Origin of the sequence: Streptomyces sp. NBC_01334 (assembly GCF_035983595.1) — a bacterium.
In the GTDB taxonomy this organism is placed as follows: domain Bacteria; phylum Actinomycetota; class Actinomycetes; order Streptomycetales; family Streptomycetaceae; genus Streptomyces; species Streptomyces coriariae.
Genome location: NZ_CP130718.1, coordinates 9,135,086 through 9,162,082 on the forward strand (window position 1 = coordinate 9,135,086; position 26,997 = coordinate 9,162,082).

The 26,997-nt window shown below is 73.0% G+C and carries 24 protein-coding genes; 18 read left to right on the plus strand and 6 right to left on the minus strand.

Annotated elements, in window-relative coordinates:
* Nucleotides 1–147: 147 nt before the first annotated feature.
* The 7 genes from OG736_RS40625 (at nt 148) to OG736_RS40655 (ending at nt 7,913) form a co-directional block, all read left to right on the plus strand.
* Complete coding sequence (locus tag OG736_RS40625) at nt 148–2,097, plus strand: glycoside hydrolase family 127 protein (protein WP_327186907.1); 1,950 nt, start codon at nt 148–150, stop codon at nt 2,095–2,097.
* 180 nt (nt 2,098–2,277) lie between these two features.
* Entirely contained in the window at nt 2,278–4,479 is a 2,202-nt protein-coding gene (locus OG736_RS40630; protein WP_327186908.1) for a beta-L-arabinofuranosidase domain-containing protein, read from the plus strand.
* A gap of 45 nt (nt 4,480–4,524) precedes the next feature.
* Entirely contained in the window at nt 4,525–4,764 is a 240-nt protein-coding gene (locus OG736_RS40635) for a hypothetical protein (RefSeq protein WP_327186909.1), read from the plus strand.
* Nucleotides 4,764–5,141 carry a fic family toxin-antitoxin system, toxin component gene (locus OG736_RS40640; RefSeq protein ID WP_327186910.1) on the plus strand — a complete coding sequence of 126 codons (378 nt, stop codon included), beginning with the start codon at nt 4,764–4,766 and terminating at the stop codon, nt 5,139–5,141. The genes OG736_RS40635 and OG736_RS40640 overlap by 1 nt, the downstream gene beginning before the upstream one ends.
* Before the next feature lie 165 nt (nt 5,142–5,306).
* Nucleotides 5,307–6,413, plus strand: coding sequence for an NAD(P)/FAD-dependent oxidoreductase (locus OG736_RS40645; protein WP_327186911.1), 1,107 nt, complete (start codon nt 5,307–5,309; stop codon nt 6,411–6,413).
* Nucleotides 6,414–6,634: 221 nt separating this feature from the next.
* Complete coding sequence (locus OG736_RS40650) at nt 6,635–7,456, plus strand: SAM-dependent methyltransferase (RefSeq protein WP_327186912.1); 822 nt, start codon at nt 6,635–6,637, stop codon at nt 7,454–7,456.
* A gap of 136 nt (nt 7,457–7,592) precedes the next feature.
* Nucleotides 7,593–7,913, plus strand: a complete 321-nt coding sequence (locus tag OG736_RS40655) for a DUF6191 domain-containing protein (RefSeq protein WP_327186913.1) — start codon at nt 7,593–7,595, stop codon at nt 7,911–7,913.
* Nucleotides 7,914–7,974: 61 nt separating this feature from the next.
* Here OG736_RS40655 and OG736_RS40660 read toward each other — a convergent pair whose 3' ends face one another.
* Nucleotides 7,975–8,340, minus strand: coding sequence for a hypothetical protein (locus OG736_RS40660; protein ID WP_327186914.1), 366 nt, complete (start codon nt 8,338–8,340; stop codon nt 7,975–7,977).
* Between the two features lie 582 nt (nt 8,341–8,922).
* On the opposite strand from OG736_RS40660, the gene OG736_RS40665 reads away from it, so the two are divergent.
* The gene (locus OG736_RS40665; protein WP_327186915.1) at nt 8,923–11,061 is read left to right on the plus strand and encodes a SpoIIE family protein phosphatase; all 2,139 of its coding nucleotides are present in this window, start codon (nt 8,923–8,925) and stop codon (nt 11,059–11,061) included.
* A gap of 1 nt (nt 11,062) precedes the next feature.
* On the opposite strand, the gene OG736_RS40670 is transcribed toward OG736_RS40665, so the two are convergent.
* Nucleotides 11,063–11,683, minus strand: coding sequence for a class I SAM-dependent methyltransferase (locus tag OG736_RS40670; RefSeq protein ID WP_327186916.1), 621 nt, complete (start codon nt 11,681–11,683; stop codon nt 11,063–11,065).
* A gap of 170 nt (nt 11,684–11,853) precedes the next feature.
* Between OG736_RS40670 and OG736_RS40675 the strand changes: the two genes are divergently transcribed.
* From OG736_RS40675 to OG736_RS40690, 4 genes are all read left to right on the plus strand, one after another.
* Complete coding sequence (locus OG736_RS40675; RefSeq protein ID WP_327186917.1) at nt 11,854–12,705, plus strand: restriction endonuclease; 852 nt, start codon at nt 11,854–11,856, stop codon at nt 12,703–12,705.
* Nucleotides 12,706–12,840: 135 nt separating this feature from the next.
* On the plus strand, nt 12,841–13,524 hold the full coding sequence (locus OG736_RS40680; RefSeq protein ID WP_327186918.1) for an alpha/beta hydrolase: 684 nt from the start codon (nt 12,841–12,843) through the stop codon (nt 13,522–13,524).
* A gap of 295 nt (nt 13,525–13,819) precedes the next feature.
* Entirely contained in the window at nt 13,820–13,996 is a 177-nt protein-coding gene (locus tag OG736_RS40685; RefSeq protein ID WP_020126612.1) for a hypothetical protein, read from the plus strand.
* A 180-nt stretch (nt 13,997–14,176) separates the two neighbouring features.
* The gene (locus tag OG736_RS40690) at nt 14,177–15,391 is read left to right on the plus strand and encodes an aminotransferase class V-fold PLP-dependent enzyme (RefSeq protein ID WP_442817213.1); all 1,215 of its coding nucleotides are present in this window, start codon (nt 14,177–14,179) and stop codon (nt 15,389–15,391) included.
* Nucleotides 15,392–15,400: 9 nt separating this feature from the next.
* Here the strand turns inward: OG736_RS40690 and OG736_RS40695 are convergent, their stop codons facing one another.
* The 3 genes from OG736_RS40695 to OG736_RS40705 form a co-directional block, all read right to left on the minus strand.
* Nucleotides 15,401–16,297, minus strand: a complete 897-nt coding sequence (locus OG736_RS40695; RefSeq protein WP_327186920.1) for an SDR family oxidoreductase — start codon at nt 16,295–16,297, stop codon at nt 15,401–15,403.
* Between the two features lie 66 nt (nt 16,298–16,363).
* Nucleotides 16,364–17,995, minus strand: coding sequence for a phytoene desaturase family protein (locus OG736_RS40700; RefSeq protein WP_327186921.1), 1,632 nt, complete (start codon nt 17,993–17,995; stop codon nt 16,364–16,366).
* Nucleotides 17,988–18,497, minus strand: a complete 510-nt coding sequence (locus OG736_RS40705; RefSeq protein WP_327186922.1) for an SRPBCC family protein — start codon at nt 18,495–18,497, stop codon at nt 17,988–17,990. Before OG736_RS40705 ends, OG736_RS40700 begins: the two co-directional genes overlap by 8 nt.
* A gap of 197 nt (nt 18,498–18,694) precedes the next feature.
* On the opposite strand from OG736_RS40705, the gene OG736_RS40710 reads away from it, so the two are divergent.
* From OG736_RS40710 to OG736_RS40735, 6 genes are all read left to right on the plus strand, one after another.
* The gene (locus tag OG736_RS40710) at nt 18,695–19,315 is read left to right on the plus strand and encodes a hypothetical protein (RefSeq protein ID WP_327186923.1); all 621 of its coding nucleotides are present in this window, start codon (nt 18,695–18,697) and stop codon (nt 19,313–19,315) included.
* Between the two features lie 149 nt (nt 19,316–19,464).
* Nucleotides 19,465–19,608 (plus strand): hypothetical protein, encoded by a 144-nt coding sequence (locus tag OG736_RS40715; protein ID WP_171401420.1) that lies wholly within the window; start codon nt 19,465–19,467, stop codon nt 19,606–19,608.
* A gap of 158 nt (nt 19,609–19,766) precedes the next feature.
* Entirely contained in the window at nt 19,767–20,948 is a 1,182-nt protein-coding gene (locus tag OG736_RS40720) for an ROK family transcriptional regulator (RefSeq protein ID WP_327186924.1), read from the plus strand.
* Between the two features lie 121 nt (nt 20,949–21,069).
* Nucleotides 21,070–22,872, plus strand: coding sequence for an alpha-galactosidase D (locus OG736_RS40725; RefSeq protein WP_327186925.1), 1,803 nt, complete (start codon nt 21,070–21,072; stop codon nt 22,870–22,872).
* Between the two features lie 55 nt (nt 22,873–22,927).
* Entirely contained in the window at nt 22,928–25,294 is a 2,367-nt protein-coding gene (locus tag OG736_RS40730) for a glycosyl hydrolase family 95 catalytic domain-containing protein (protein WP_327186926.1), read from the plus strand.
* Entirely contained in the window at nt 25,291–26,499 is a 1,209-nt protein-coding gene (locus OG736_RS40735; protein ID WP_327186927.1) for an SGNH/GDSL hydrolase family protein, read from the plus strand. The genes OG736_RS40730 and OG736_RS40735 overlap by 4 nt, the downstream gene beginning before the upstream one ends.
* Before the next feature lie 22 nt (nt 26,500–26,521).
* Here the strand turns inward: OG736_RS40735 and OG736_RS40740 are convergent, their stop codons facing one another.
* Nucleotides 26,522–26,995 carry an MSMEG_6728 family protein gene (locus OG736_RS40740; protein ID WP_327186928.1) on the minus strand — a complete coding sequence of 158 codons (474 nt, stop codon included), beginning with the start codon at nt 26,993–26,995 and terminating at the stop codon, nt 26,522–26,524.
* Nucleotides 26,996–26,997: the final 2 nt, after the last annotated feature.

The window sequence follows — 26,997 nt, forward strand, 5'->3', positions numbered from 1 at the left end:
GACGGACAACCTGCACGGACAATCCCACAGCCACCCCCACAGCCACCTCCACGGACAACCCGCCAACCCGCGGAGAACCCGCACGGCCACACCTGACGGACCACCGAAGGGACGAACCGAAGGCATGAACTGGTGAGGGAGAACACGGTGCGCTCATCCTTTGTGCCGGTGGCGCCGAGCCGGGGACGGCTGCGGCCGCTCGGCCTCGACGAGGTCCGGATCACCGGGGGCTTCTGGGCCCGACGCCGGCAGACCAACGAGACCGCCACACTCGACCACTGCCGGGACTGGATGGAACGCGTCGGCTGGATCGGCAACTTCCGGGCCGCCGTGGAGGGCCGGATCCACCGGGACCGGCGGGGCCGGGAGTTCGCCGACTCCGACGTCTACAAACTGCTCGAAGCCATGGCCTGGCAGGCCGGGCAGGCCCCCGGCGGTTCGCTCGACCCGCAGATCGCCGCACTCACCGAGGCCATCGCCCCCGCCCAGGAACCGGACGGCTACCTCAACACCGCCTTCGGCCGCCCCGGTCAGCAGCCCCGCTACAGCGACCTCGAATGGGGCCATGAGCTGTACTGCTACGGGCACCTGATCCAGGCGGGCGTCGCCCAGACCCGGGCCCGCGGTGAGGGCGAGCTGGCGAAGATCGCCCGGCGGGCCGCCGACCACGTGTGCGCCACCTTCGGCCCGGGCGCCATCGAGGGCGTCTGCGGACACCCGGAGATCGAGACGGCCCTGGTCGAACTGGCCAGGGCGACGGGGGAGCAGCGCTACCTGGACCAGGCCGCGCTCTTCGTCGACCGCCGCGGGCACGGCACCCTCGCCGACCCCGAGTTCGGCCGCGTCTACTACCAGGACGACCTGCCCGTCCGACAGGCCACGGCGCTGCGCGGCCACGCCGTCCGCGCCCTCTACCTCGCGGCCGGCGCCGTCGACGTCGCGGTGGAGACCGGGGACGACTCCCTGCTCGACGCGGTCGTACGGCAGTGGGAGACGGGGGTGGCCCGGCGCACCTACCTGACCGGCGGCATGGGCTCGCACCACCGGGACGAGTCCTTCGGCGACGACTTCGTGCTGCCGCCGGACCGCGCCTACTCGGAGACCTGCGCCGGGGTGGCCTCCGTGATGCTCAGCTGGCGGCTGCTCCTCGCCACCGGCGAGCCGCGCTACGCCGACCTGGCGGAGCGGACCCTGTACAACGTGGTCGCGACCTCCCCGTCCGAGGACGGCCGCGCCTTCTTCTACGCCAACACCTTGCACCGGCGCCGCCGCGGCACCGTACCGTCGCCGGACGCCGACAGCCCACGTGCCGAATCGAGCCTGCGCGCCCCCTGGTTCGCGGTGTCCTGCTGCCCGACCAACGTGTCTCGGACCCTGGCGCTGCTGCCCGGCTACCTGGCGACGGTGGACGACCACGGCATCCAGCTGCACCAGTACGCCGACGCCGAGATCACCACCTCCCTCGCGGGTGGCCACGGCGTCGCGCTGCGCGTCCGTACCGACTACCCCACCGGTGGGAGCGTGCGCGTGCGTATCGACCGGTCGCCGGACCGCCCCTGGACGCTGTCGCTGCGCGTCCCCGCGTGGACGGAGGGTGCCCCCGCCCGGCTGGTCGGTCCGGACGGCGCGCGCCGAGCCGTGGCACCCGGCACGGCCACGGTCACCCGGGTGTTCCGGCCCGGCGACGAGGTACGGCTCGAACTGCCCGTGGCCCCGCGCTGGATCGCGCCCGACCCGCGCATCGACGCGGTGCGCGGCACCGTCGCCGTCCAGCGCGGTCCGCTGGTGTACTGCGCCGAGTCCGTGGACCTGCCGGACGGGCACGAGGCCGACGCCGTACGAGTGGATCCGTCCGCCGCGCCGCAGGACGGGCCGGACGACACGGTCCTGGCGCCCGGTGAACTCGTCGCCCTTCACGACGAGCCGCGCGAGGCCACCTGGCCCTACCAGCCGCTCGGCCAGGCCCCTGCCCCCGCAGGCGAGCCCACCGGCATCGTCCTGGTGCCCTACCACTCCTGGGCGCGCCGAGGCCCCTCGACGATGCGCGTATGGCTGCCGACCACGGCGGAGCCGCCGACCGCGCCCCCCGGGGAGTAGTCGTGCACCGGTGGGCGACCGGCAGCGCACATGCGGCCGAGTGGCGCCCGCCCAACGCGTTCCGCCATGCGTGTCCGGCCCCCCGACACGTTCCACTGCCACGCGCGCCCGCCCCTCCCACCGGCACGTTCCACCACCACGCGCTTCCGTCCCGCCCCCCACACGCAAACGGAGCCCAACATGCCCCAACCCCCCACTCGCCGACGTCTGTTGAGGATGGCCGCAGGGACCGCGGCCGCCGCACCGCTGCTGCACGCGACCCCGGCGGCAGCCCGTACCGCGTACACCGCCGCCGCCACCGCCGCACCGCCGATCGCGGGGACTCCGGCACACGTCCCGCCCGCCGCTGCCCCGGCCGTTGCACCGGCAGCCGTCCCGGCGACCTGGGCGGTACATCCCTTCCCGCTGGACCAGGTGACCCTCGGCGACGGTGTGTTCCGCCGCAAGCGCGATCTGATGCTCGACTACGCGAGGGGCTACCCGGCCGACCGCATCCTGGCCGTCTTCCGGGCCAACGCCGGGCTCGACACCCGAGGGGCCCGGCCGCCGGGCGGCTGGGAGACCGCCGACGGCAATCTGCGCGGTCACTACGGCGGCCACTTCCTCACCCTCGTCTCCCAGGCGTACGCCGACACGCGCGAGGCGGCCCTGAAGACCAAGCTCGACCAGCTGGTGGCCGCGCTCGGCGAATGCCAGCAGGCCCTGGCCGAGCACGGTTCGCCGAAGCCGAGCCACCCCGGCTACCTGGCGGCGTACCCGGAGACGCAGTTCATCCTGCTGGAGAGCTACACGACCTACCCCACCATCTGGGCGCCCTACTACACCTGCCACAAGATCATGCGTGGTCTCCTCGACGCGTACACCCTGGCCGGGAACGCACAGGCCCTCGCCATCGCCTCGAAGATGGGTGACTGGGTGCACAGCAGGCTGGGCCGGCTGCCGAAGGCGCAGCTGGAGCGCATGTGGTCGATCTACATCGCCGGTGAGTACGGCGGGATGAACGAGGTGATGGCGGACCTCCACGCCCTCACCGGCCGGGCGGAACACCTCGCCGCCGCCCGTTGCTTCGACAACACCGCGCTGCTGGACGCCTGCGCCGGCGACCGGGACATCCTGGAGGGCCGGCACGCGAACCAGCACATTCCCCAGTTCACCGGCTATGCGCGGCTGTTCGACCACACGGGGGACGAGAAGTACGCGGCCGCCGCCCGAAACTTCTGGCACATGGTGGCGGGCCCCCGGACGTACAGCCTGGGCGGCACGGGCCAGGGTGAGGTGTTCCGGGCCCGGAACGCCATCGCGGCCACCCTGGGCGACAACAACGCCGAGACCTGTGCGACGTACAACATGCTCAAGCTGAGCAGGCAGTTGTTCTTCCACGAGCCGGACCCCGCCTACATGGACCACTACGAGCGGGGCCTGACCAATCACATCCTCGCCTCCCGCCGGGACGCCCCCGGCACGGACAGCCCCGAGGTCACCTACTTCGTCGGCATGGGCCCGGGGGTGGTGCGCGCGTACGACAACACCGGCACCTGCTGCGGCGGCACCGGTATGGAGAACCACACCAAGTACCAGGACTCGGTCTACTTCCGCTCCGCCGACGGCGACGCGGTCTACGTCAACCTCTGTCTCGCCTCCACCCTGCGCATGCCGGAGCGGGGGCTGGTGATCGAGCAGACGAGCACCTATCCGGCCGAGGGCGTCCGCACCCTGACGTTCCGTGAGGGCGGTGGCGCACTCGACCTGAAACTGCGGGTGCCGTCCTGGGCCACGGCGGGCTTCACCGTCGCCGTCAACGGTGTCCGGCAACAGGCTCGGGCCGTGCCCGGCAGCTACCTCACCCTGAGCAGGAACTGGCGGCGCGGCGACCGGGTCACGGTCTCGGCCCCCTACCGCCTGCGCGTCGAGAGGGCGTTGGACGATCCCACCGTCCAGTCGCTGTTCCACGGACCGGTCCTGCTGGTCGCGCGGAGCCGGGAAACAACACTCCGGCAGTTCTCCTTCTACCGTGACTTCACCCTCCGGGGCGACCTGGCCGACGCGGTCCGGCCCGAGGGGCGTCCGCAACACTTCACCACGCACGGCCTGACCCTGGCGCCGTTCCACCTCGCGGACGACGCCGCCTACCACGCCTACTTCAGGCGCTCCGAGCCGGTCGTCGTCTTCGGCACCACCGACTCGGGGGTGGCGAACCGAGCCCGGGGGGACGGCCTGACCCTCCTCGACGTCCTCTGGCAGCAGGCGCCGTTCGCGACCGCCGCCCGTTTCGTGGACGCGGTGCGCGCTTTGGCCGACGTCTGGCTGGCGGAGGGCCTCTTCACACGGTCCGAACGGGACCGTGTCGTCGCGGCCGCCGGCGCGGCGAACCTGCGCGGCTGAAGAAGGGGGCTGCCGCAGCCTGGTAACAGCTGTGACCGTCTGCGTATGGCGAAGACACAGTTGGGTGCGCGCGTCGACGACGAGATCGCGGAGCCGGCCAGGGCCCGGGCCGAGGACCGTGGCCTGCCGCTCGGCGAGTACATCGCCGCACTGGTCCGCGAGGACGCCGACGGGCTGCGGCAGCGTGGCCTGGACGCGGCACGGCGCTTCCTGGACGAGCACCAGGCCGTCTTCGACGAGGCCGAGGACGCCGACCGGCGCGTCCCGGGAGCGCACGCCGCCTGATGGAACTCCATATCGACGTCCCCTGGATCCTCCAGGCCGCCGAGATCGCCGGCGCGGCCGACCCCACCTCCGAGGACTACGGGGTGCCGGTGGCGGCGGTCGCCGGCCACCGCGCCGAACTGCTCGAGCAGCCCGTCCACGACGGGCCCTACGCCCGCGCCGCCGCCCTGGTGCACGTCCTCGGCCGCTGCCGCTGGCTCGAGCGGTCCGACATGGCCGTCGCCGCGGCGACGGGCGTGATGTACCTGGACGCCTCAGGGATCCCGGTCAAGCCCACCCGTGAGGACGCGGTGGCCCTGCGCGACCTGCTGCGGGATCCCTCCTGCACGGCCGGAAGGATCGCCGCGCTGCTGCGCGCCTGGCCGCGAGCCACCTGAACCCCGCGTGACTTCACGGCTGCACGGCTTCACCGAACGTGCACACAACTGCACACGCCTCCACGTGAACTTAAAAGTTCAAGCGCTACGCTCGTCGGCAGTCCGAGTGGCCGAGGAAGCCCCCACGGCGCGGTCGCTCGCTTCCCCCATGCACAGGAGACGCGCGTGCGCGACGGCGACATAGTGGTGATCGGCGGAGGCTACGCGGGCGTCCGGCTGGCGAAACGACTGGACACGACGGCCCGGGTCACCCTGGTGGACCGTAAAGAGGTGTTCTTCCACCGCATCGCCTCGCTCCGCGCCGGCGTGCGCCCCGAGTGGTCGGTCACCCCCTTCATTCCGTACGACCGGCTGCTGCGCGACGGCCGGGTCGTCGTGGGCAAGGCGGTCCGTGTCGACACCGACGATCGGCAGGTCGTCCTGGCGACGGGCGAGCGGCTTCCCTACGACGTCGTCGTGATCGCCACCGGCGCCGACTACCCCGAGCCGGCCCGCTTCACCGGCACCACCACCGAGGAGACGATCAAGTCCTTCGCCGGTCACCAGCGCAAGGTCGCCGCCGCCGAACACGTTCTCGTCGTCGGCGGCGGGCCCTCCGGCGTCGAACTCAGCGCCGAGATACGCCTGGCCCGGCCGGATGCCCGGGTCACGCTCGCCCACGCGGGGACGGCGCTGCTGAACTCCGCAGGCAGTCAGCGGGCCGGGCGCCGGGCGCTGGCCTGGCTGGAGTCCCACGACGTGGAGGTGCGCCTCGACTCGTTCATGTCGCCCGGAAACGACTTCGGCACCTATCGCGACGCGCGCGGAAACGTCATCGACGCGGACCTCTCCTTCTGGGCCACGGGCACCACACCCAACACGCTCTGGCTGCGACTGGCCGGACACGGCGACTGGCTGAACGCGGCCGGGCACGTCAAGGTCGACCGGAGGCTCAGGGTCGAGGGGCGCCCGGACGTGTTCGCGGTCGGTGACGTGAACGACGCCACCGAACTCAAGATCACCCCCGCCGCGTTGGCCCAGGCCGATCTCGCAGCGCACAACATCCGCGTCCACCTGAGGAGTTCCGGCCGGCACCGCAAGGAGCCCCGCCTCTACCGGCCGGTCCAGCGCACCCCTCTCATCGTGCCCTTCGGACCCGCCGACGGACTGACCGTGCTGCCCGTGCCGGGCGGCGAGAGCGCCGTACTGGGCGGTCGCACCTCGGTGCTGGCGAAGGCGAAGACCCTCATGACGCCGTACATGAGGCGCCAACTCGGCTACAGCGCCGGCTGACCCGCCAGACCCGCCGGTCTGCCGCGGCCGTCGCTCACCGTCGGCCGTCGTCGACCCCTTTTGAGAAAACGCTTACCGGGGTCGACTCGCCGTACGGAGCTGCCGAATGGCCGAAACGGTATGGCAGACGACAGCAAGCGCTCTCAACTTCCCTGCCCGGCAAGAGAGTTCGCCTACGTTGGTGCCCTGATCAACTACGTAGCCGTGCAGGAGGCTTTGCCGTGTCGGACCCGACTTCCCAGACCACCACGACCGCCGGAACACCCGGCCGGATCGACACGTCCAAGCCGCACTCGGCCCGGTTCTGGAACTACTTCGTCGGCGGCAAGGACAACTACGAGGTCGACCGGGAGATCGGCGACCACATCAAGGAGATCTTCCCCGGCCTCGTCGACGTGGCGGTCGCCAGTCGGCACTTCCTGGGACGCGCGGTGCGCCACCTCGCCGAAGAGGAGGGCATCCGCCAGTTCCTGGACGTGGGTACCGGTCTGCCCACCGCCGACAACACCCACCAGGTGGCGCAGAGCGCGGCCCCGGACGCCAGGATCGTGTACGTCGACAACGACCCCGTGGTCCTGGCCCATGCGCACGCCCTGCTGACGAGCACACCGGAAGGCAGGACCGCCTATCTGGACGCGGACCTGTACGACCCGGAAGCCGTGCTGGAAGCCGCCGCGGCAACGCTGGACCTCTCCCGGCCGGTCGCCCTGATGATCCTCAACACGCTCGGTCACGTCGGCGACTACGCGCAGGCACGCGACCTGGTCCGGCGGCTCATGGCCGGTCTCCCTTCGGGCAGCCACCTGGTGATCAGCGACAGCACGGCCACCAGCGAGGGCATGATCGCCGCGTCGGAGGCGTACAACGCGAGCGGCGCCGTGCCTTACCACGTCCGCGCCGTCGAGGAGATCGGCGGCTTCTTCGACGGCCTGGAGCTGGTGGAACCGGGGATCGTCCAGGTCACGAAGTGGCGTGCGCACCCCGATGATTCGGCCAACTTCGCGGCCGTCGACGCCTATTGCGGCGTGGGGCGCAAGCCGTGACCGCACGGCCGACCCCGGACAGCCCCGGATCACCGACCCCGGAGACCTGACCCCGGACACCACCCCCGGATCACCGGGGCCGGGAACCCGCCGAGGCCGCCTGTCCACCTCGCGTGCCGGCTCGGAGAATGGGGGCATGGGATTCGCCGTGTTCATGACCCTGCCCGGGCTGGTCATCCTGCTGACCGCCGTGGCCTTCGCCGACCAGCTGGTTCTCCGCGCCGGGCGGGCCGGGCTGCTGCCATGGCGCAACAGCGCCCGGCAGGGCCAGATATCGGCGACCGGGTTCGAGCAACTCCACGCGAGCTTCTCGCCCGGGAAGCAGAACGAGCTCAAGGAGCGCCGGTCGGCACTGGTGATGCGTGACGACGAGGAGGACGGCGCGCCTCCGAACCGGACGACGGTGGACCTGGACGGCGGAGTCGCGGTCGTCCGGATGCCCCGGGACGGCAGCTAGCCGCACGGTCCCGGCTTGCGACCGGCCGCCGGCCTCCGGCTCCCGCGGGTGATCCCACAGCTCAGCCGCTGTGCCGGTCCCTGGACAGCAGCCACTGCCACCGGTTGCGTTCCGTGACGAGGGTGCCGGCCACCAGGAGAGACACGAGGACTGCCGCACCGGTGGGCCATACCCACCATGCGGCGCTCGCGGCAGCGGCGAGTTGGAGCAGCACGAGCAGGATCGTGACCGTACCCGGCACAGGGATGATCACCTGTGCCTTGTCGCCCGGAGTCGAGAAGACGGTCGGCAGACCGATCAGTACCACCACGGCCAGGACGGCGTAGACCCACGAGTACGGGGACAGGGCCCACGGGGTGGCCACCCAGGCGACGAGTTCCGATACGAAGCGCAGGACGGATGCGATGCGGTCGTCCGGTCTTTCCATGTACGCCCCCCCGGGCTGTGCCGATCACCAGCGGCAAATCCCACGACGAGCCACAGCTCTCGACAGGGCTGTGAGAGTGGCTCGACGATCGTGCTCGTCGCGCAGGGCTCGTACGGCGACGTGGTGCTGCCGGTCGTCCGGGCCGACGCCTTCGGCACCCCGGCGGGAAACAGGGCCCGGGTGGTGAAGAGGCGGCGGGCGCGGGCGCGTTGGGCGGAGCACCTGGCAGCCCACCACCCGCCAGGGCGTCAGCGTACGGGGCCACACCCCGGTCGGTCGGACCGTCGTCGACGCACGCGACCGGTTACGCCTCGGCGTCCGCACCCTCGCCCGACCGGAGAAGACCGTCCCGGCCCTCGGCGGTGCCGGCATCCCCGACGAGTGACCCTTACGGCCGGCCGCGCCCTCCCGGCCCGGACGGCACCGGCGTCCGGGCCGGGAGACGGTGTCCCTCGGGCGCCTCCTTCCCCTCGGCGAGGGCGCTCACGTCGTCGCCCGCAGCGACCGCTACGGTAAGAGTGGGGCCCAGGTGGACCGCCTCCCGACGAGGCCTACGCGCCCGTACGGCGTAACGTCGTCCTTGTGGACCTGACGGCTGCCGGTCTCGTGTCCCGTGTCGTGCGCGAGCTCGGTTCGCGAGCGGACGAGCTGATCGCCGAGGTGGAGCGCGGCCTGCGGCGGGAGCTGCCCGAGCTGTGGGACGACCCCGGCATCGCGCGGATGGCGGCGGAGAACGTGGCCGACCACATCGCAGCCGGGCTGTTCGGCCTCGAGCACGCCATCGAGCCGACCCTGATCGAACCGCCGCCCGCCGACCTGGACCGTTCGCGCCGGCTGGCCCGGCACGGCATCCCCCTCGGCACGATGCTGCGGGCCTTCCGGCTGGCGCAGACCATCGTCCTCGACCGGCTGCTCGCGGAGATGCCCCGGTTCACCGACGACGCCGAGCTGGTCAGCGCGGCCGCACGGCACGTGATCGCGACGGCGGCCGTGTACGTGGACCGCACCTCGGAGCAGGGCGTCGCCGCGTTCCAGGAGGAGCGGGACCGCCGACTGCAATGGCGGCTGTCGATGGTGAACGAGGCGGGCGTGCGCATCGGCACCACCCTGGACATCGCCCGCACCACGCAGGAACTGGCCGATCACGCCGTCGAGCGCTTCGCCGACCTCGTCACCGTCGATCTGCTCGACGCCGCGCTGCACGGCCACGAATTCTCGAGCGACGGCCCCCTCGTGCTGCGCCGGACCGCGCGGGCATCGGTGACCGACGACGGTCCGGAGCCGGGCGCCGCGACACAAGTGCTGCACACCTGCCCCGCCGGGTCGCCCGAGGCGCACGCCCTGGTCACCGGGCAGCCCGCCAAGCACCACGGCGACGCGGCCGCCGCCGGCGCCCCGCACATCCACTCCACCCTGGTGGTGCCGCTGCGTGCCCGCGGCGCCACGCTGGGCGTCGCCCGGTTCTCCCGGCACCGCAACCCCGACCTCTACGACGACGAGGACCTGCTCCTCGCCCAGGAGATCGCCGCCCGGGCAGCCGTGGCCGTCGACAACGCCCGCCGCTACAGCTACGCCCGCGCCACCGCCCTCACCCTCCAGCGCAGCCTGCTCCCGCGCGGTGCGCCGCGGCAGTCAGCGGTCGAGGTCGCCTACCGCTACCTTCCCGCGGGCGACCTGGTCGGCGTCGGCGGCGACTGGTACGACGTCATCCCGCTGTCCGGCGCCCGGGTCGCCCTCGTGGTGGGTGACGTGGTCGGCCACGGCATCCACGCCGCCGCCACCATGGGCCGTCTGCGGACCGCCGTACGCACCCTGGCCGACATCGACCTGCCGCCCGACGAACTCCTCACGCACCTCGACGACATCGTTCTGCGTCTGTCCGGCGAAACCTGGGACGACGTGGACGGCGAAGCCGCCGGAGACCTGGGCGCCACCTGCCTGTACGCCGTCTACGACCCGGTTTCCCGGCGCTTCACCCTGGCCCGCGCGGGACATGTGCCGCCCGCCCTGGTGACCCCGGACGGAGCGGCCGAGATCCTGGAGCTGCCGCCCGGCCCGCCACTCGGCCTCGGCGGCGTGCCGTTCGAGGCGGCGGAGTTCGAACTCCCCGAAGGCAGCCTCCTCGCCCTCTACACCGACGGCCTGGTCGAGTCCTGCGACCACGACGTCGACGCCGGTCTCGCCAGGCTGCGCCAGGCCCTCGTCCGGCCGGCTCCCTCGCTGGAGGAGATCTGCGACCACGTCATCGAGGAACTGCTGCCGACCCGGCCGGACGACGACGTCGCCCTGCTCCTGGCCCGCACCCACGCCCTGGGCGCCGACCAGGTCGCCACCTGGGACCTGGCCGCCGAACCCGCCGCCGTCGCCCGGGCCCGCTCGGACGTCTCCCGGCAGCTGAGCGACTGGGGTCTGGAGGAACTCGCCTTCACCGCCGAGCTGGTCGTCAGTGAACTGGTCACCAACGCCATCCGCTACGGCCAACCCCCCATCCGGCTGCGCCTGATCCACGACCGCAACTTGCTGTGCGAGGTCTCCGACGGCAGCAGCACCACCCCTCACCTGCGCCGGGCCCGTGTCTTCGACGAAGGCGGCCGAGGCCTGCTCCTGGTCGCCCAGCTCGCCGAACGCTGGGGAACCCGCCACGCCCGCCGCGGCAAGACGGTCTGGGCCGAACTGAGCGACTCCGCCGAACTCCCACTGCTCGCCGACACCCAGGCCTGAATCAGCGGCGGCGCGCCCAGAACAGCGCGTGACCGCTCTCGCCCTCGGGCACGAACTCCTCCTGCTCGATCACGAGACCGGCCTGGGTGATCCAGCTCCGATTCGTCGCGACGTCCGCGTGGCTCCACCACATGGGGGTCCCGCCACCCAGCCAGTCCTCGTCGACGCCGGTCCAGGCCCGATGCCCGGTGGTACCCAGGAACCAACCGCCCGGCCGCAGCCATCCGGCGACCTTGCGGAGCAACGGAAGCTGTTCGTCGAGCGGAATGTGGATCAGTGCGTAGAACGAGACGACCGCGTCGAAGGAGGCCGGCCCGAAGTCCACCGCGGTGGCGTCGGCATGGACGAACTCGGCCTGCGGCACGCGCTCCCGAGCCCTGCGGATCTGCACCTCACTGAGGTCGACGCCCGTGACACGGTGACCCGCGGCCGCCAGGTCACGAGCGACGGGGACCCCGCTTCCGCACCCGAGGTCCAGCACCGTGCCGCCTGCCGGGACACGGCCGGACAGTGCGTGGATCCATGGCCGGTACTTCGTCTCGGCGCCGTACGTCCGGTCGTAGTGGAGGGAGAGCGCGTCATACCCGCGCCGGACCAGCTCCTTGGGATCTTCGATGTCCACGCCGGTGCACGCTAACCGCGCACGGTGAGATCCCGCCAACGGATTTTCCCGGAGGAACAGGGCGGTGTGCTCGGCCCCACGCGCTCGTGCTCACCCCTCCCGATAGAACCGCCCCGACCTGGGCACACGCTCGATGATCTTCGTTGACGCACCCGGGAGGAAGCACCGCCATGGCCGTACCGCCGCACGTTCCGCAGCCCGCGCGCAGTCCGCGTCGGTTCGAACTCCGCTCCACGGCCGTGTACTTCGTGCTGCTCGCCATCCTGCTGACCCTGCTGGGCACGGTCGCCCGTACCGCCACGGCAGCGGCGGAGCGCCGTCCGGGCTGGGCGGTCTCGCTCGTCCTCGTCGGTGCTGCCAGTGCCGTCGCGGGCCGTCGCGGACGGCGCAGGTTCTCGGCGGCGAGGCTCGCGCGCCGCGCCGCGAGGTCCCTGGAGGAGGCCACGGAGACGGTGGTCGAGGCTCTCGAGACGCCGCCGCCCCTCGTCGCCTCGGGACCGGCCGTGCCTCGCACGGAGTTCGTCGGTGGGGGATGCGACGTGGAACCGACGATCCCGCTCGGTCAGCCCCTCGGCCAGGTGTCCGACCACCCTCTCGACGACGTGTGGGCCGACACCGAGGAGATCGGTTACGAGGAGCTGGACCCCGACGAGTTCGAGCAGGCGATAGCCGAGCTCTGCCGGCGCGACGGCTGTACCGAGGTGGAGGTCGTCGGCGGGGCCGGTGACCTGGGCGCCGATGTCGTGGCGCGGACACCGGACGGACGGGTGCTCGTCATCCAGTGCAAGCGCTACAGCGATACCAACCGCGTCGGTTCCCAGGACATGCAGCGCTTCGGCGGGACGTGTTTCGCCGTGCACGCGGCCGAGGTCGCGGCGGTCGTCACCACCGGCGACTTCACCGCGCCCGCCGTCGAGTACGCGAGGCAATGCGGCATCGTGTGCGTGGACGGCGAGGACCTCGGGCGTTGGCAGGACGCGGCGGGACCGAAGCCGTGGGAGCCGGAGTTCGTGGCGGGCTGAACCGGCGACCGTCGAGAAGGTCCGGATGTGCGGCGAGAGAGGCGGCGGGCAGTGCGCGAACAAGCGGGCGAACAAGCGGGCGAACAAGCGGGCGAAGGAGCGGTCGGAGAAGCGGGCGGAGACGGAGGAGGGGCCGTGGGGAGCGCGTCCGCGTTGGTGGTGCGGCAGCGACCGGTCGGCACGCCGGGCGCCGCGGTCGTGGTCCTGCACGGCGGCCGGGAACACGGCCGGGAGGCATCGCGGGGCTGGCACCTGGCCGCCCTGCGCATGCGTCCCGTCCTGCGGGCGGCCGTGGCCGCGACGGACCGTCAGGACGTGCTGGTCGGCGAGGTGCGCTACCGCTACCGGGGCTGGAACGCGACCGCCGATCCCGTGCACGACACCGTACGGGCCCTCGACGAACTGCGCCGGACGGTCGGCGAGGTGCCCGTGACCCTGGTGGGCCACTCGATGGGCGGCCGGGCGGCCCTGCGGGCGGCGGCCGACCCCGCGGTGCGCGGTGTCCTCGCACTGGCGCCGTGGTGCCCGCCCGGCGAACCCGTCGACCATCTCGGCGGGAAGCGGATCGTCGTACTGCACGGAGACCGTGACCGGGTGACCGATCCGGGGGAGTCCGCGGAGTACGTCCGACGGGCCCGGCGGGCGGCGGCGCAGGCGGGCATCGTCCTCGTCCGTCGCGGCGACCACGCCATGCTCCGACGGTGCGCCGACTGGCACCGTGCCACCGCCGCGATCGTCGCCCAACTCCTGCGACCGGAGCCGGTCGTCGAGGGTCTCGCCGGCGAGGCCTGCGCGGCGGACGGCCCCCTGCCGTGGTGACAGCGGGCGGAGCGCGCGCCGACGCCGAGGGGCCGCGCCGAGGGCGTCCGGGGCCCGTTCGGAGCCCGTCCGAGGCGCCTGCTCGCAGCCCGCCGCCACCGTTCCCGGGCCCCCATGTCACCCGCACCCGGGCCATCGGGGACAATACGATGACGTCACCACGGTCGGTTCCGCTGTCGAACCGTCAGGAGACGTCGCAAAAGCGCCGGTTCGCTCCGTCGGATCGTCGGCCGTGTCCGAAGCAAGTCCTGCCGTGTCGGCTTGCCCGACCGTCCACGAAAGCAGAGCCCCCTCGGTGATCCCCGTCTTCGACGACACCCCGATCTACCACCGCCTCATCATCGAACGCGGCGACGTGCCCGCCCAGGTGAAGGGCGAGGCCGAACGCATCAAGCGAGACCTGGACCGGGTCATGAGCGCCCCGTCCTCCTTCACCCCCGGCCTGCCCGCGCAGCGGTCGTTCTTCGGCTGAGGTTCCGAGCTTCTGGGGTTCGGGAGGGCTGAGGCTCTGGGGGTCTGAGGTCTCTGGAGGTCTGAGGTCTCTGGGACGCCCGTCCGGAGTCCTCGTCCGCCCTGGGTATCGTGAGCCCGCCCGGCACCGGCAGGGCACCCGACCAGGGACGATCCGAGGAGCTCCGTGAACGAGGGCGAAATGGTCACCGGGCCCCGACCGTTGACGCTGCCTGACGGGCGGCCCGCGCTGGCGGCCTGGACGCTCGACCCCGACCTGCGGCATCTCAACCACGGCTCGTTCGGCGCCGTCCCGCGGGTGGCGCAGGAGCGGCAGAACGCCCTGCGGGCGGAGATGGAACGCGCCCCGGTCGCGTGGTTTCCGTCGCTGCCCGGCCGGATCGCCGCGGCCCGCGCGGCCGTGGCCGGCCGGCTGCGCACCGACGCGAAGGACCTGGCGCTCGTGCCGAACGCCAGCGCGGGGGCCAGCGTCGTCTACACCGCGCTGGCCGCCCGGCCCGGCGGGGACATCGTGGTCACCGACCACGGCTACGGCGCCGTCACCATGGGCGCGGAGCGGCTGGCCCGTCGCTGGGGGACCGGCGTACGCACGGCCCGGGTGCCCCTGGCGGCCGATGCCGAGCAGGCGTACCGAGCGGTGATGGCGCAGGTGGACGACGGCGTCGCCCTGATCGTCCTGGACCAGATCACCTCGGCGACGGCCCGCCTGATGCCGGTCGAACGCGTCGGGACCGAAGCCGCGCGGCGCGGGATCACCCTGCTCGTCGACGGCGCGCACGCCCCCGGTCTGCTGGCCGCGCCCCTGGACGGCCTGGTCTGCGACGCCTGGGTGGGCAACCTCCACAAATGGGGCTGTGCCCCGCGCGGCACGGCGGCGCTCGTCGCCCACGGCCCGCTGCGGGCGGACCTGCGCCCGCTGATCGACTCATGGGGCGCGGCCGAACCCTTCCCGGACCGCTTCGACCACCAGGGCACGCTCGACGCCACCGGCTTCCTGGCCGCGCCCGCCGCATGGGACTTCATCGACGACACCTGGGGCTGGGACACGGCCCGCCGGTACATGGACGAACTGGCTGACCACGGCGCCCGTGTCGTCGCGGAGGCCTTCGCCCGGACCGGGACCCCGGCCGACCCCGTCGACGTCGGCATGCCCGTCCCCGGAATGCGGCTGGTCCGCCTGCCCGGGGGCCTGGGCACGAGCCGGGTCGCGGCGGACGCCCTGCGCGACCGTGCGAACGCCGAACTGGGCGTGGAGGCCGCGTTCACCAGCTTCGACGGACTCGGCTACCTCCGGCTGTCCGCCCATGTCCACAACACCCCCGACGACTACGGGCACTTCGCCGAGACATGTGTGCCCGTCGTCGAGAAGTGGGCCCGCGAGGCAAGGGAGTCGTAGCCCCGGCGCTCAGCGGCCGTTGGGCGCGTGTCCCCGCTGTGCCGCCGCCGCGTCGGCGCGGCCGCCGGCGCCGAGCGGCCCGGTGGGACGCAAGGAATCCGAGGCCTCCAGGCGGGGCAGCGCGCGGCGGGAGCGGCGCAGGACCAGGGCCGGCAGCGCGGCCCGTGTCACCTGGACGAGGCGCAGCGAGGCCGGGACGTAGACGGCGGTGCGCCGGCGTTCCACGGCCGTGGCGAGGCGCCTCGCCACGAACTCCGGCGGGAAGACGCGTCGGGCGGGCGGCGGCATGTGGGCGCGCAGCTCGCGCAGCACCGCATGCCGGTCGGCGTCGCGGATCATGTCGGTGTCGGTCCAGTTCAGATAGGCGATGCCGACCGCCACGCCATGGTGGGCCGTCTCGGCCCGCAGCGCGTGCGCGAAGGCCTCCACGCCGGCCTTCGAGGCGCAGTAGGCGCTCATCAGGGGAGCGGCCCCCATGGAGGCCAGCGAAGCGATCTGGAGGTGGTAGCCCGCCGACTCCATCAGGTCCGGCAGGAAGGCGCGTGCCGTCAGGGCGCTGCCCGTGACGTTGACGTCGATCACCCGCCGCCAGGAGGCCATGTCCGCCGAGGCGAACGGACCGCCCTCCGCGATCCCCGCGTTCGCGACGACCACCGAGGGCGTCCCCAGCCGCGAGCGCACGATCTCGGCCGCCCGCTGCAGCGCCTCGCCGTCGGTGACGTCGGCCTCGACGGCCAGTGCGGGAGTGGGCAGCGACGCGGCCACGGACCGCAGCGCCGCCCCCTCGTGGCCGATCAGCGCCAGGCGCGCTCCGCGCCGTGCGAGCTCCCGAGCCAGCGCCGCTCCCACCCCGCGGGCGGCTCCCGTGACCACGGCGGTGCGGTCTTCGAGGGGACTGTCGTGCACGGCGTGCTCCGTTCCTCGGGTCCTCCGTCTTTGGCGTTGTCGGTTCCTCGGCGGGCAACGCGCGGGTCAGCCCGCAGACGGCTGTCTCGCGCCGGTGCGGTCCCGGCGAGCGAGTGCCCGCTGGACGAACGTCCCGCCGGGCGGCCGGTGCCGGCGCAGCGCGGCACGGGCGGCGTTGGCGCCCGGCGCGCCGTGGACACCACCGCCGGGATGGGCGCCGGCGGAGGCCAGGAACAGCCCGCGCACCGGGGTCTCCGGGCGCCCGCTGCCGGGCAGGGGGCGGAAGAGGAGCTGCTGGTGCAGCGCGGTCGTACCGCCGTTGATCGCGCCGCCGTGCAGATTGGCGTCGAGGGACTGGAGCGTGGGCGGGGCGAGGATGCGGCGGGCGCGGACCAGGGACCGGAAACCGGGAGCGAACCGCTCGACCTGTTGTTCGACCCGGTCGGCCATCAGCTCCTGCTCGCTCGCGTCCCAGGCGCCCGTGAGCCCCTCGTCGCCGGCGTCGCCCTCGATCAGCTGGGGCACATGGGTGTAGGCCCATGCCGACTCGGTCCCGGCGGGGGAGCGCCCCGGGTCCGAGGTCGTCATCTGGCCGAACAGCGCGAAGGGGCGGTCCGGCACCTGGCGCATGGCGATCTGGGCCGCGAACCGGGTGAGCTCGTGCAGGCCGTCGGCCAGGTGCACGGTCCCGGCACGACGTGCCGCCTCCGCCTGCCAGGGCACCGGCCCGTTCAGCGCCCAGTCGACCTTGAAGGTCGCGAAGTCCCACTGGAAACGCTCCAGGTCGGCCAGTAGCTGGGAGGGCAGATGTTCCGGCTCCAGCAGCACGCCGTACAGCGCGGGGACGGAGACGTCGGCCAGCACCGCGCGGTCCCCGGCGACCCGCTCCCCGTCGGTGGTGCGCACGCCCACGGCCCGCCCGTCCCGGACCTCGATCCGGCCGACCCGCTGCCCGCAGCGCAGCACGCCGCCACGGGCGCGCAGCCGCCGGACCAGGGCCTCGGTGAGGGCGCCGGAGCCGCCGGCCGGCACGGGAAAGCCGTAGGACTGGCCGAGCATGGCCATCAGCCAGCCGAACCCGCCGCTGCCCGCGGCCTCCGGAGCGAGATCGGCGTGCAGCGCGTTGCCGGCCAGGAGCAGCCGGCCGCCCTCGCCCCCGAACTCCTCCTCGCCCAGCCGCCGCACCGGCAGGGCCAGCGTCCTGGCCATGCGCAGGCCGCCCGCGGCGCGCAGCCGGAGCGCCAGCCGGGCCGTGGCCCGCACCGGCGGGAACGGGGTGAACAGCGCGTCGAGGATGTCCGGGCGGAGCTGTTCCCACACCTCGTGGAGGCGACGCCAGGCGGCTCCGTCCCCGGCGTGGAAGGCGTCGAGGGAGCGGGCGGTGACCTCGACCCTGCGGTCGAGGACCGCGCAGCCGCCGTCGGTGAGTGGATGGGCCACGACACTGGGCGCATGGTTCCAGCGCAGACCGTGCTCGTGCAGCCGCAGCCCGGACAGGACCGGTGAGGCGACGGCCAGCGGGTAGAAGGAGCTGAAGAGGTCGCTGACGAACTCGGGGTCCACCGCCCGGTCGTGCCGCACCGCGCCGCCGGGCTCCGGTTGCTCCTCGAGGACCTCCACGCTCCAGCCCGCGTCCGCCAGCAGGTTCGCCGCCACCAGTCCGTTGGGTCCCGCCCCGATCACCACCGCGTCAGGCATCGGCGCCTCCCTCGGCGTGCGATCGCGCCGCCGCGGGCGTCCACCGGGCGCCGTCGGACGCTCCGCCGCGGGCGTCGGCCTCGCACACCTTGGCCAGCCGACGGAGCATGGCCCGGTGGCGGATCTGGGTCACCGCCTCCACGGCGGCGTTGTGCAGCAGCCCGCCGACGCCCTGCAGCGGATGTTCGTCCAGGATCAGCAGACAGTGGCGTCCCCACGGCCGCAGCTCGAACGCGATCCGCGCGGTGCCCAGCGCGCCCGCCCGCGCCTCCAGCTCCAGCACGTCCGGCTCCCGGCAGCGCCGTACGATCGTCTCGTTGCTCAGGGTGACGGGCCCCACCCGGATCTCGTAGGCGATCTTCGCGTCCACGTGTGGCCATTCGCCCGTCATCTCGTGGGTCGACGACGTGCCCACCACCCACTCCGCGTAGCGGTCGCCGTCGGCGAGGATGCCCCACACCGTCTGCGGACTCGCCTTGACCAGCCGATGCCGTACCGCCACCGTGCACCTCCCGCAGTCGCTGACACGTGGCTCGCCGAGTGCCCGTATCGCTGGAGGTCAACCGCCGGGAGGGCAGGTCGCGGCCCCGATGAACCCGCCCGTTGTCAGTGCCGTCATGAAGGATGCCCCACATGAGATCAACTTCGGCTCAGCCGGGTAGTCGGTCTCATGTCCCCGCCGAGGAAAGGTCACCGATCATGCCGCCCACCGCCCTCCAGCCGCAGCTCCTCGACGTACGTTCCGACGCCCACCCCCGGCAGCGTCGGAGCGCGGAGGTGTCCGGCGCGACGGGCACGGTCGGCTTGGCGGCCGGCGTGCCGCGTCAGCGTGGCCCGCTCCCGATGGGCCGCGAGGAGAAGGCCCGTCCGGTGAGCCGTCCGGTACCGGCTCCGGCGCCGCGACCGGCCCGCACGGACGACGGCGCTGCGGTGCGGAACGGGCGGCCGGCCCACCCGTCCCGCCCCGGCGTGTCGCCGGGCCGAGCCGGGGCCGACGTGCTGCGCATCGTCGCCGATCCCCGGACACCCGTCTTCGTCACCGAGCACGCCAGTGGACGCCGGGTGTACGGCTACTGGCGGCCGCTGGACGCCGACAGCGGCCGGGGAGGCTGCTATGTCGCGCTGTCCGCGACCGAGTGCGACGAGCTGTACGCGGCCGGCCGGATCACGGTGGGCGAGCCCGTCACGGACCCGACGAAGACCACCTACCGGGTCCGTGCCGCCCGCGCCCAGGGCGCGGCGGCTCGCACCCACGCCGCGGGCGCCCGTCCCGCGGCCGCGCCTGCGCGGACGACGGCGGCCAGGGGGCGCGCGGCGTGAGCGGACGGCAGGCGGCGGGGGAGCGGCGCGTCCGCCCGACCGACCCGAACCCCCCGTCCGAGGGGCCTGATCGGCGGGTTCGGGGGTAGCCGACGACCGGAAGAGGCGGCCCGCCGACAGGCAGGCCGACACACAAGGGGAGGACGGAAATGAGCGTCATTCAGCGCATCAAGGAGTTCGCCAGGAGCCCGCAGGGCCGGCGCACGATGGAGCAGGCACGGCGTGCGGCGGCCGATCCGCGCCGTCGGGCCCAGGCGCGCGGCCTGCTGGCCCGCCTGCGGACGCGGCGCTGACGCCGCACGGTGCCTCCAGGGGAGCATCGGCTTCGATCACACGTCAATACCTCGTCACCGTAGGCCTTTTGAAAGGTGCTCAGGGCTCACGGCGGAGCTTCAGCTAATTCCTGCTTCTTTCATTGACAGCGGAAAATAAGGGCCCTAGGTTCCGGGCCATGCCCTCGTCCTTCGCCGCGCACCCCGCCGAGACGTTCCCCGCCGCAACGCCGGCCGCATCGCAGGTCTTCACCACCGTCCTGTCCCAGGGCCCGCTCACCCGCCTGGAGCTGGCCCGGCGGGCCGGTCTGTCGGCGGCCGCCGTCACGAAGGCGGTCCGGCCGCTGTTCGAGTCGGGATACCTGGTGGAGGACGCGGACACGGAGGCCCGCTCGGCGCTCGGCCGGCCCGCGAACCTGGTGCGCGTCGACGGGGGCCGCGCCCTGTTCCTCGGGCTCAAGCTCACCGGGGACGCGATCTTCGGGGTGCTCACGGACCTGCGCTGCCGGATCCTGCTCGCCCGGCGCGTGCCGCTGACCGACCGTGCCGCCAGGGCGGTCCTGGCGTCGACCGCCGACGTGGTGCGGGAGTTGCTGACCGAGGCGGACGGCTACGGCGTACGCGTCATGGGGCTGGGCGTCGCCGTCTCCGGCGACGTGGACCGCGGGGAGGGCGTGGTGCGCTACTCGCCGTTCCTGGAGTGGCGCGACGTACCGCTCGCCGAACTGGCCTCCGCCGTCACCGGCCTGCCGGTCACCGTCGACAACGACGTACGGGCCCTCACTGTCGCCGAGCAGTGGTTCGGCGCCGGCGTGGGCCTGTCGAACTTCGCCGTGGTGACCGTCGGCGCGGGCGTCGGCTGCGGCCTGGTGGTACACGGCCGCGTGGTCGCCGGAGCGCACGGGGTGGCCGGCGAGATCGGCCATGTCACCGTCGACCCGAACGGGCCGCTCTGCCACTGCGGCAACCGCGGCTGCGTAGAGGCGATCGCCGCGGACCCGGCGATCCTCACCCGGATCCGCGAACGGACCGGCGTCGACGTCACCGACACCACCGAGGCCGTCGACCTCGCCCGCCGGGGCGACGTCCACGCCCGCGAGGCGTACTCACGGGCGGGAGAGGCGATCGGCCGCGGCATCGCCACCGTGGCCAATCTGCTCGGCCCGGAGCGCGTCGTCATCTCCGGGGAGGGACTGGCCGCCTACGACCTCTTCGCCGAGCAGATCCGCAGCGCCTTCGCCGCGGCCGCCTTCGGTTCGGCCGCGCGGTGCGACCTGCAGACCCGCCCGCTGCCCTTCGAGGAGGGGGCGCGCGGCGCCGCGGCGACCGCCATCCAGTCCTTCATCACCGACCCGAACTGACCGTACGAGCAGCGTCCCCGCACGTTCCGGCGCGGTGCGTCGGCGGCCCGCCATCGGCGCGGGCCACGACCGGGCCGCCCCGGAGCCGTTCCGCCGAACCCCACCCCAGGAGGTCAGACCCATGCGGTCACCCTCGCACTTCGCCCTGCCCGCACGCGCCCTGAGAGCCGCCGTCGTCCTCGCCCTCGCCGTGGGCACCGCCACGGTCGCCCCCGCCGCCCACGCCGAGAGCACCGCACCCGCACCGGGGCCGGCCGCCAAGCCGTACATGGGCTGGTCGAGTTGGAGCATGCAGTCCTCCAAGTACCCCGGACTCAACCCCGACGGCGACTACAGCTACCTCACCGAGTCCAACGTCCTGAAGCAGACCGACGCCCTGGCCGCGAAGCTCAAGAAGTACGGCTACGAGTACGTCAACATCGACGCCGGCTGGTGGCGCGACAAGGCCTGGAAGCCGCAGTTCGACCGGTACGCCCGCCAGAAGGCCGACCCGCAGCGCTTCCCCCGGGGCATGAAAGCCGTCGCCGACCACGTGCACGCCAAGGGCCTCAAGGCGGGGATCTACCTCCCCGTAGGCCTGGAGAAGGAGGCGTACGCGGACGGCAAGGCCCCTATCTGGAACGCCGAAGGCTGCACCACGGCCGACATCGTCCACGACGACCTGCGCACCACCAACGGCTGGGACAGCGCCTACAAGATCGACTTCTCCGACCCCTGCGCGCAGAAGTACATCGACTCCCAGGCGCGGATGTTCGCCGACTGGGGTTACGACTTCCTCAAGCTGGACGGCGTGGGCCCCGGCTCCTTCAAGAGCGGCGAGAACTACGACAACGTTGCCGACGTGGCCGCCTGGCAGAAGGCGATCGCCGCCACCGGACGCCCGATCCACCTCGAGGTGTCCTGGTCCCTCGACATCGGACACGCCGCCGACTGGAAGAAGTACTCCGACGGCTGGCGCATCGACACCGACGTCGAGTGCTACTGCAACACCCTGGTCTCCTGGGAGAACTCCGTCGACGACCGTTTCGACGACCTCCCGGCCTGGACCCGCCACGCCGGCCCCGGAGGCTGGAACGACCTCGACTCGCTCGACGTCGGCAACGGCGCGATGGACGGCCTGACCAAGGCCGAACGGCAGACGTACGCCACCCTGTGGGCCATCGCCAAGTCGCCGCTCTACACCGGCGACGACCTCACGCGCCTGGACTCCTACGGCCTGTCCCTGCTGACCAACCGCGAGGTCATCGCCGTCAACCAGGGCGCCGCGCCGCCCGCGCACCCGGTCACCCCGTCCGACTCCCAGCGGGTGTGGGCGGCCGAGAACCCCGACGGCACCTACACCGTCGCCCTGTTCAACCTGGCCGACGCGCCGGCCTCGGTCAGCGCCGACTGGACGACGCTGGGCTTCACCGGCAAGGCGGCCGTCCGTGACCTGTGGAACCACGAGAACCTCGGCACCTACAAGAACCGGATCACCCAGGCGCTGCCCGCCCACGGCTCCCGTCTGTTCACCGTCACCCCGCGCGGCGGCGCACTCGAACGCACCGGCTACGAGGCCGAGGCCCCGGCCAACACACTCGTCGGCAACGCCTCCGTCGCCGACTGCGCCACCTGCTCCGGCGACCGCAAGGTCGGCAACCTCTACCTCGGCGGCGAACTGACCTTCACCGACGTCGTCGTCGACAGGCCCGGCACCTACCAGATCGAGGTCGCCTACCTCAGCGGCGACGCACGGACCGCCGCGGTCTCCGCCGACGGCGGCGGCGTCACCCGCCACACGTTCCCCGCCACCGGCGACTGGGGGACCGTCGCCCGCGTCCATGTGCCGGTGACGCTGAAGGCGGGCGCCAACACGATCACCTTCGACAGCGGTTCGGGCTACGCGCCGGACATCGACCGGATCGACGTACCGAAGACCTCCTGACGACACCCGGGGGCCCGGTACCGCACCCGGGCCCCCTCAGACCTCCGGAGCCGCCATGAACCCCCACCCGACGGACCCCGACAGACGCGCCCTCCTCGCCGCCGGTCTCACCGCCGCGGCCCTGGCCGGCCTGCCCGCCTTCACCGCCTCCGCCGCGCCCCGGCGCCCCCTCGACGCGCCGCGGCCCACCGAGGACTCCCGGCACCTGCTCTGGTGGCAGGCCCCCGCCGACGACCACTCCATGATCGAACAGGGCCTGCCGGTCGGCAACGGCCGCCTCGGGGCGCTCGCGGGCAACGACCCCGGCCGGGAACTCCTGCTGATCACCGACGCCACCATGTGGACCGGCGGCCTCAACGACAGACTGGACGACGACGGCCAATTCCCCTACGGCCGCGCCGACTTCGGCTCCTTCACGCTGCTCGCCCGGCTCACCGTGGACCTCCCCGACCACGACCTGTCCGCCGTCAACGGCTACCGCCGCACCCTCGACCTCTCCCAGGCCCTGCTCACGACGACGTACGTCCGCGCGGGAGTGACGTACCGGAGGCAGATCTTCGCCAGCCGCCCGGACGACGTGATCGTCCTGCACTTCACCCAGAGCGGCGGCGGCCGGTACACCGGCTCCGTGACCCTTGACGGCACGCACGGCGAGACGGGTGGCGGAGCGGAGTCCTTCGGCGCGTCCTTCCCCGGCGGTCTGCGCTACGGCGCGGCCGTCACGGCGCACGGCACCGGCGGCCGGGTCCGGGTGAACGGGGCGCGGATCGACTTCTCCGGCTGCGGCGACCTCACGGTGGTCGTCAGCGGCGGCACCGACTACGCCCCCGACGCCCGCGCGAAGTACCGCGACCCGTCCCTCGACCCCGAGAAGCTGGCCCGTACGAAGGTCCGCGCGGCCGCCTCTCACCCGGTCGGCACACTGCTGCGCACCCATGTCGCGGACCACCGTGCCCTCTACGGCCGACTCGACCTCTCGCTCGGCACGTCGACCGCCGGACAGCGCGCCCTCGACACCTGGGAACGCCTCACCGCACGCGCCCGCGACAGGACCCCGGATCCGGAACTCGAAGCCGCCTACCTCCAGTTCGGCCGCTACCTGATGATCTCCGGATCCCGGGGCAGCCTTCCCCTCAACCTCCAGGGGCTGTGGCTCGACGGCAACGACCCGGACTGGATGGGCGATTACCACACCGACATCAACCTCCAGATGAACTACTGGATGGCCGACCGCACGGGCCTGTCCCCGTGCTTCGACGCCCTCACCGACTACTGCCTCGCCCAACTGCCCTCCTGGACCGCCCTGACCCGGTCCCTGTTCGACGACCCGCGCAACCGCTACCGCAACTCCACCGGAAAGAACGCCGGCTGGACCGTCGCGATCTCCACCAACCCGCACGGCGGGATGGGCTGGTGGTGGCATCCCGCGGGCAACGCGTGGCTCGCCAACACCCTCTGGGAGCACTACGAGTTCACCGGCTCCCGCACCCATCTGGAGAAGATCTACCCGCTGTTGAAGGGCGCCTGCGAGTTCTGGGAGGCGCGGCTGCTGCCCACGACCCTGCCCGGCGGCGAGCGGCGGGTCCTCGTCGCCGACAGCGACTGGTCCCCCGAACACGGCCCGCTCGACGCCCGGGGCATCACCTACGCCCAGGAGCTGGTGTGGGAGCTGTTCGGCCACTACCAGGCCGCGGCAGGGGAACTGGGCAAGGACGCCGCCTACGCGGACACCGTCGCCGGCCTGCGCCAACGGCTGTACCTGCCGGAGGTGAGCCCGAAGACCGGGTGGCTGCAGGAGTGGATGTCACCCGACAACCTCGGCGAGACCACCCACCGGCACCTGTCGCCGCTCGTCGGCCTGTTCCCCGGCGACCGCATCCGCCCCGACGGTTCCACCCCGCGGGAGACCGTCGACGGAGCCACCGCCCTCCTCACCGCGCGCGGCATGGACAGCTTCGGCTGGGCGAACGCCTGGCGCGCCCTGTGCTGGGCCCGCCTGAAGCACGCGGAGAAGGCGTACGAGCTGGTCACGACCAACCTGCGCCCGTCGACCGGCGGCGGCAACGGCACCGCCTTCAACCTGTTCGACATCTACGAGGTCGAACAGGGCCGGGGCATCTTCCAGATCGACGCCAACTTCGGCACCCCGGCGGCGATGACGGAGATGCTCCTGTACTCGCGCCCCGGGCACCTCGAACTCCTGCCCGCCCTCCCCGCCGCCTGGGCCGCCTCCGGGCATGTCACCGGCCTGCCCGCGCGCGGCGGATTCGTCGTCGATCTGCGGTGGCGTGAGGGCGCGCCCACCTCGGTGCGGGTGCGCAGCGTCGGCGGCCGGACCACGACGGTGACGTACGGGGGGACGTCCCGGACGGTGGACCTGCGGCCGGGGAAGTCCGTCACGCTGAAGGGGTTCACCCGGTGACGGCCCGCCGCACGCCGGTCCGCGTGGTCCTTGCCGTCCTCACCACCCTGCTCGCCGCCGCCCTGCCGCAGGCCTTCCCGGCGTTCGCTCGCGCGGCGGAGACCGGCCACGACGTCGTCACCTGGGCGGCGTCCGCGGACCGGCTGGGGGAGGCTGTCGCCGACCGTGGCTACCGGCTCGTCGTCCGCACCAGCGTCGGCGGCGGCGACCTGCGGATCCGGCTCACGAATGCCTTCGGCGACCGGCCGGTGACCTTCGACAGCGTCCACGCGGGGCTCCAGCAGGAGGGCGCGACCCTGGTCCGGGGCAGCAACCGGCGACTGAGCTTCGGCGGCGCGCACTCCGTCACGATCCGCGCCGGCGACACCGCGCTGAGTGACGCGCTGCCCGGTCGGCTGCCGGCCGCCACCGACCTGGTGGTCAGCCTGCACTCGCCGGACGCGGGGGGCCCGGCGAGCGGTCACGGGATGGCCCTGCAGACCTCGTACCTCACCCAGGGCGACCACACCGCCGAGGAGAGCGGCGACCGGTGGAGCGGGACGACAGGCTCCTGGTTCTACCTCGACTCGGTCTCCGTCCGCGCGAACGCGTCGACGGGCGCGGTGGTCGCGCTCGGCGACTCCATCACGGACGGCTGGCAGTCCACCGCCGACCTCGACCGCCGCTGGCCCGACTACCTCGCCCGCCGACTCCAGCGGGCGGACACCCGGGTCAAGGGCGTGGCCAACGAGGGGATCTCCGGCAACAAGGTCCTGGCGGACGGAGCCGGCCAGAGCGCGCTGAACAGGCTCCAGCGGGACGTGCTGTCGCAGCCGGGAGTGCGCACCGTGTTCCTCTTCGAGGGTGTCAACGACATCAAGGCGCACACCGGCGTGACCGCCCAGGACATGATCGCCGGCTACCGGGAGATCGTCCGCCGCGCGCACGCGGCCGGGAAGTGCGTCGTCGGCGCCACCGTGGCCCCCTTCGAGGGCTGGTCGGAGTGGGACCCGGCCGCCGAGTCCGTACGTCAGGAGGTCAACGCGTTCCTCCGGAGCGGCGGGGGGTTCGACGCCGTCACCGACTTCGACCGCATCCTGCGCAGCCCCTACGACCCCCGGCGGATCCTGCCCTTCTTCGACGGCGGAGACCATCTGCACCCCAACGACAAGGGGATGCGGGCGATGGCCGACGCGGTGGACCTGACGGCGCTCGACTGCACCTGACGACGGGCCGTGGCGAGGGGGCTCACCCCTCGCGGGGCGTGGTCCGGTCGGACGCCGGCCAGACGTACGGCAGGTCGTCGGGCACGCCGGGGAACAGCGCCGCGTAGAACTCGGGATCCTTGCGCACGAGCGCCGACCGATGACTGCGGTGGAACGCGGGATCGCCGAGCCACGGCGGCAGTTCCCCCGCCTCGGCGAGCAGCTCCTGGGTGCGGATACCGTCCGGCTGTCTCCCGAAGCCGGTCACCAGCGAGGCGGCGCAGGTGTCCGCACGTCCGGTCGCCGTCCACAGACCGCAGACCTCCAGGCCGTAACGCACCAGCGCCTCCTCGTACCCGGTCCACATGCGCACCGCCGGGTGGTGGCGCCATCCGTAGCCGGGGACCGTCAGACCTCGCAGCACCTGGAGCGCCTCGACCCGCTGCTTGCCCAGCCGGCGAGGGTCCAGGGCGGCGGCCGACGCGGTGAAGTCCGGGTACGGCAGAAATGTCTGCACGG

What these genes read in the sequence shown, in the direction of transcription:
- OG736_RS40630 (WP_327186908.1), top strand. Translation starts at nt 2,278, where the DNA reads ATGCCCCAACCCCCCACTCGCCGACGTCTGTTGAGGATGGCCGCAGGG.
- OG736_RS40635 (WP_327186909.1), top strand. Translation starts at nt 4,525, where the DNA reads ATGGCGAAGACACAGTTGGGTGCGCGCGTCGACGACGAGATCGCGGAG.
- OG736_RS40640 (WP_327186910.1), top strand. Translation starts at nt 4,764, where the DNA reads ATGGAACTCCATATCGACGTCCCCTGGATCCTCCAGGCCGCCGAGATC.
- OG736_RS40655 (WP_327186913.1), top strand. Translation starts at nt 7,593, where the DNA reads ATGGGATTCGCCGTGTTCATGACCCTGCCCGGGCTGGTCATCCTGCTG.
- OG736_RS40660 (WP_327186914.1), bottom strand. Translation starts at nt 8,340, where the DNA reads ATGGAAAGACCGGACGACCGCATCGCATCCGTCCTGCGCTTCGTATCG.
- OG736_RS40675 (WP_327186917.1), top strand. Translation starts at nt 11,854, where the DNA reads ATGGCCGTACCGCCGCACGTTCCGCAGCCCGCGCGCAGTCCGCGTCGG.
- OG736_RS40690 (WP_442817213.1), top strand. Translation starts at nt 14,177, where the DNA reads ATGGTCACCGGGCCCCGACCGTTGACGCTGCCTGACGGGCGGCCCGCG.
- OG736_RS40700 (WP_327186921.1), bottom strand. Translation starts at nt 17,995, where the DNA reads ATGCCTGACGCGGTGGTGATCGGGGCGGGACCCAACGGACTGGTGGCG.
- OG736_RS40710 (WP_327186923.1), top strand. Translation starts at nt 18,695, where the DNA reads ATGCCGCCCACCGCCCTCCAGCCGCAGCTCCTCGACGTACGTTCCGAC.
- OG736_RS40715 (WP_171401420.1), top strand. Translation starts at nt 19,465, where the DNA reads ATGAGCGTCATTCAGCGCATCAAGGAGTTCGCCAGGAGCCCGCAGGGC.
- OG736_RS40720 (WP_327186924.1), top strand. Translation starts at nt 19,767, where the DNA reads ATGCCCTCGTCCTTCGCCGCGCACCCCGCCGAGACGTTCCCCGCCGCA.
- OG736_RS40725 (WP_327186925.1), top strand. Translation starts at nt 21,070, where the DNA reads ATGCGGTCACCCTCGCACTTCGCCCTGCCCGCACGCGCCCTGAGAGCC.
- OG736_RS40730 (WP_327186926.1), top strand. Translation starts at nt 22,928, where the DNA reads ATGAACCCCCACCCGACGGACCCCGACAGACGCGCCCTCCTCGCCGCC.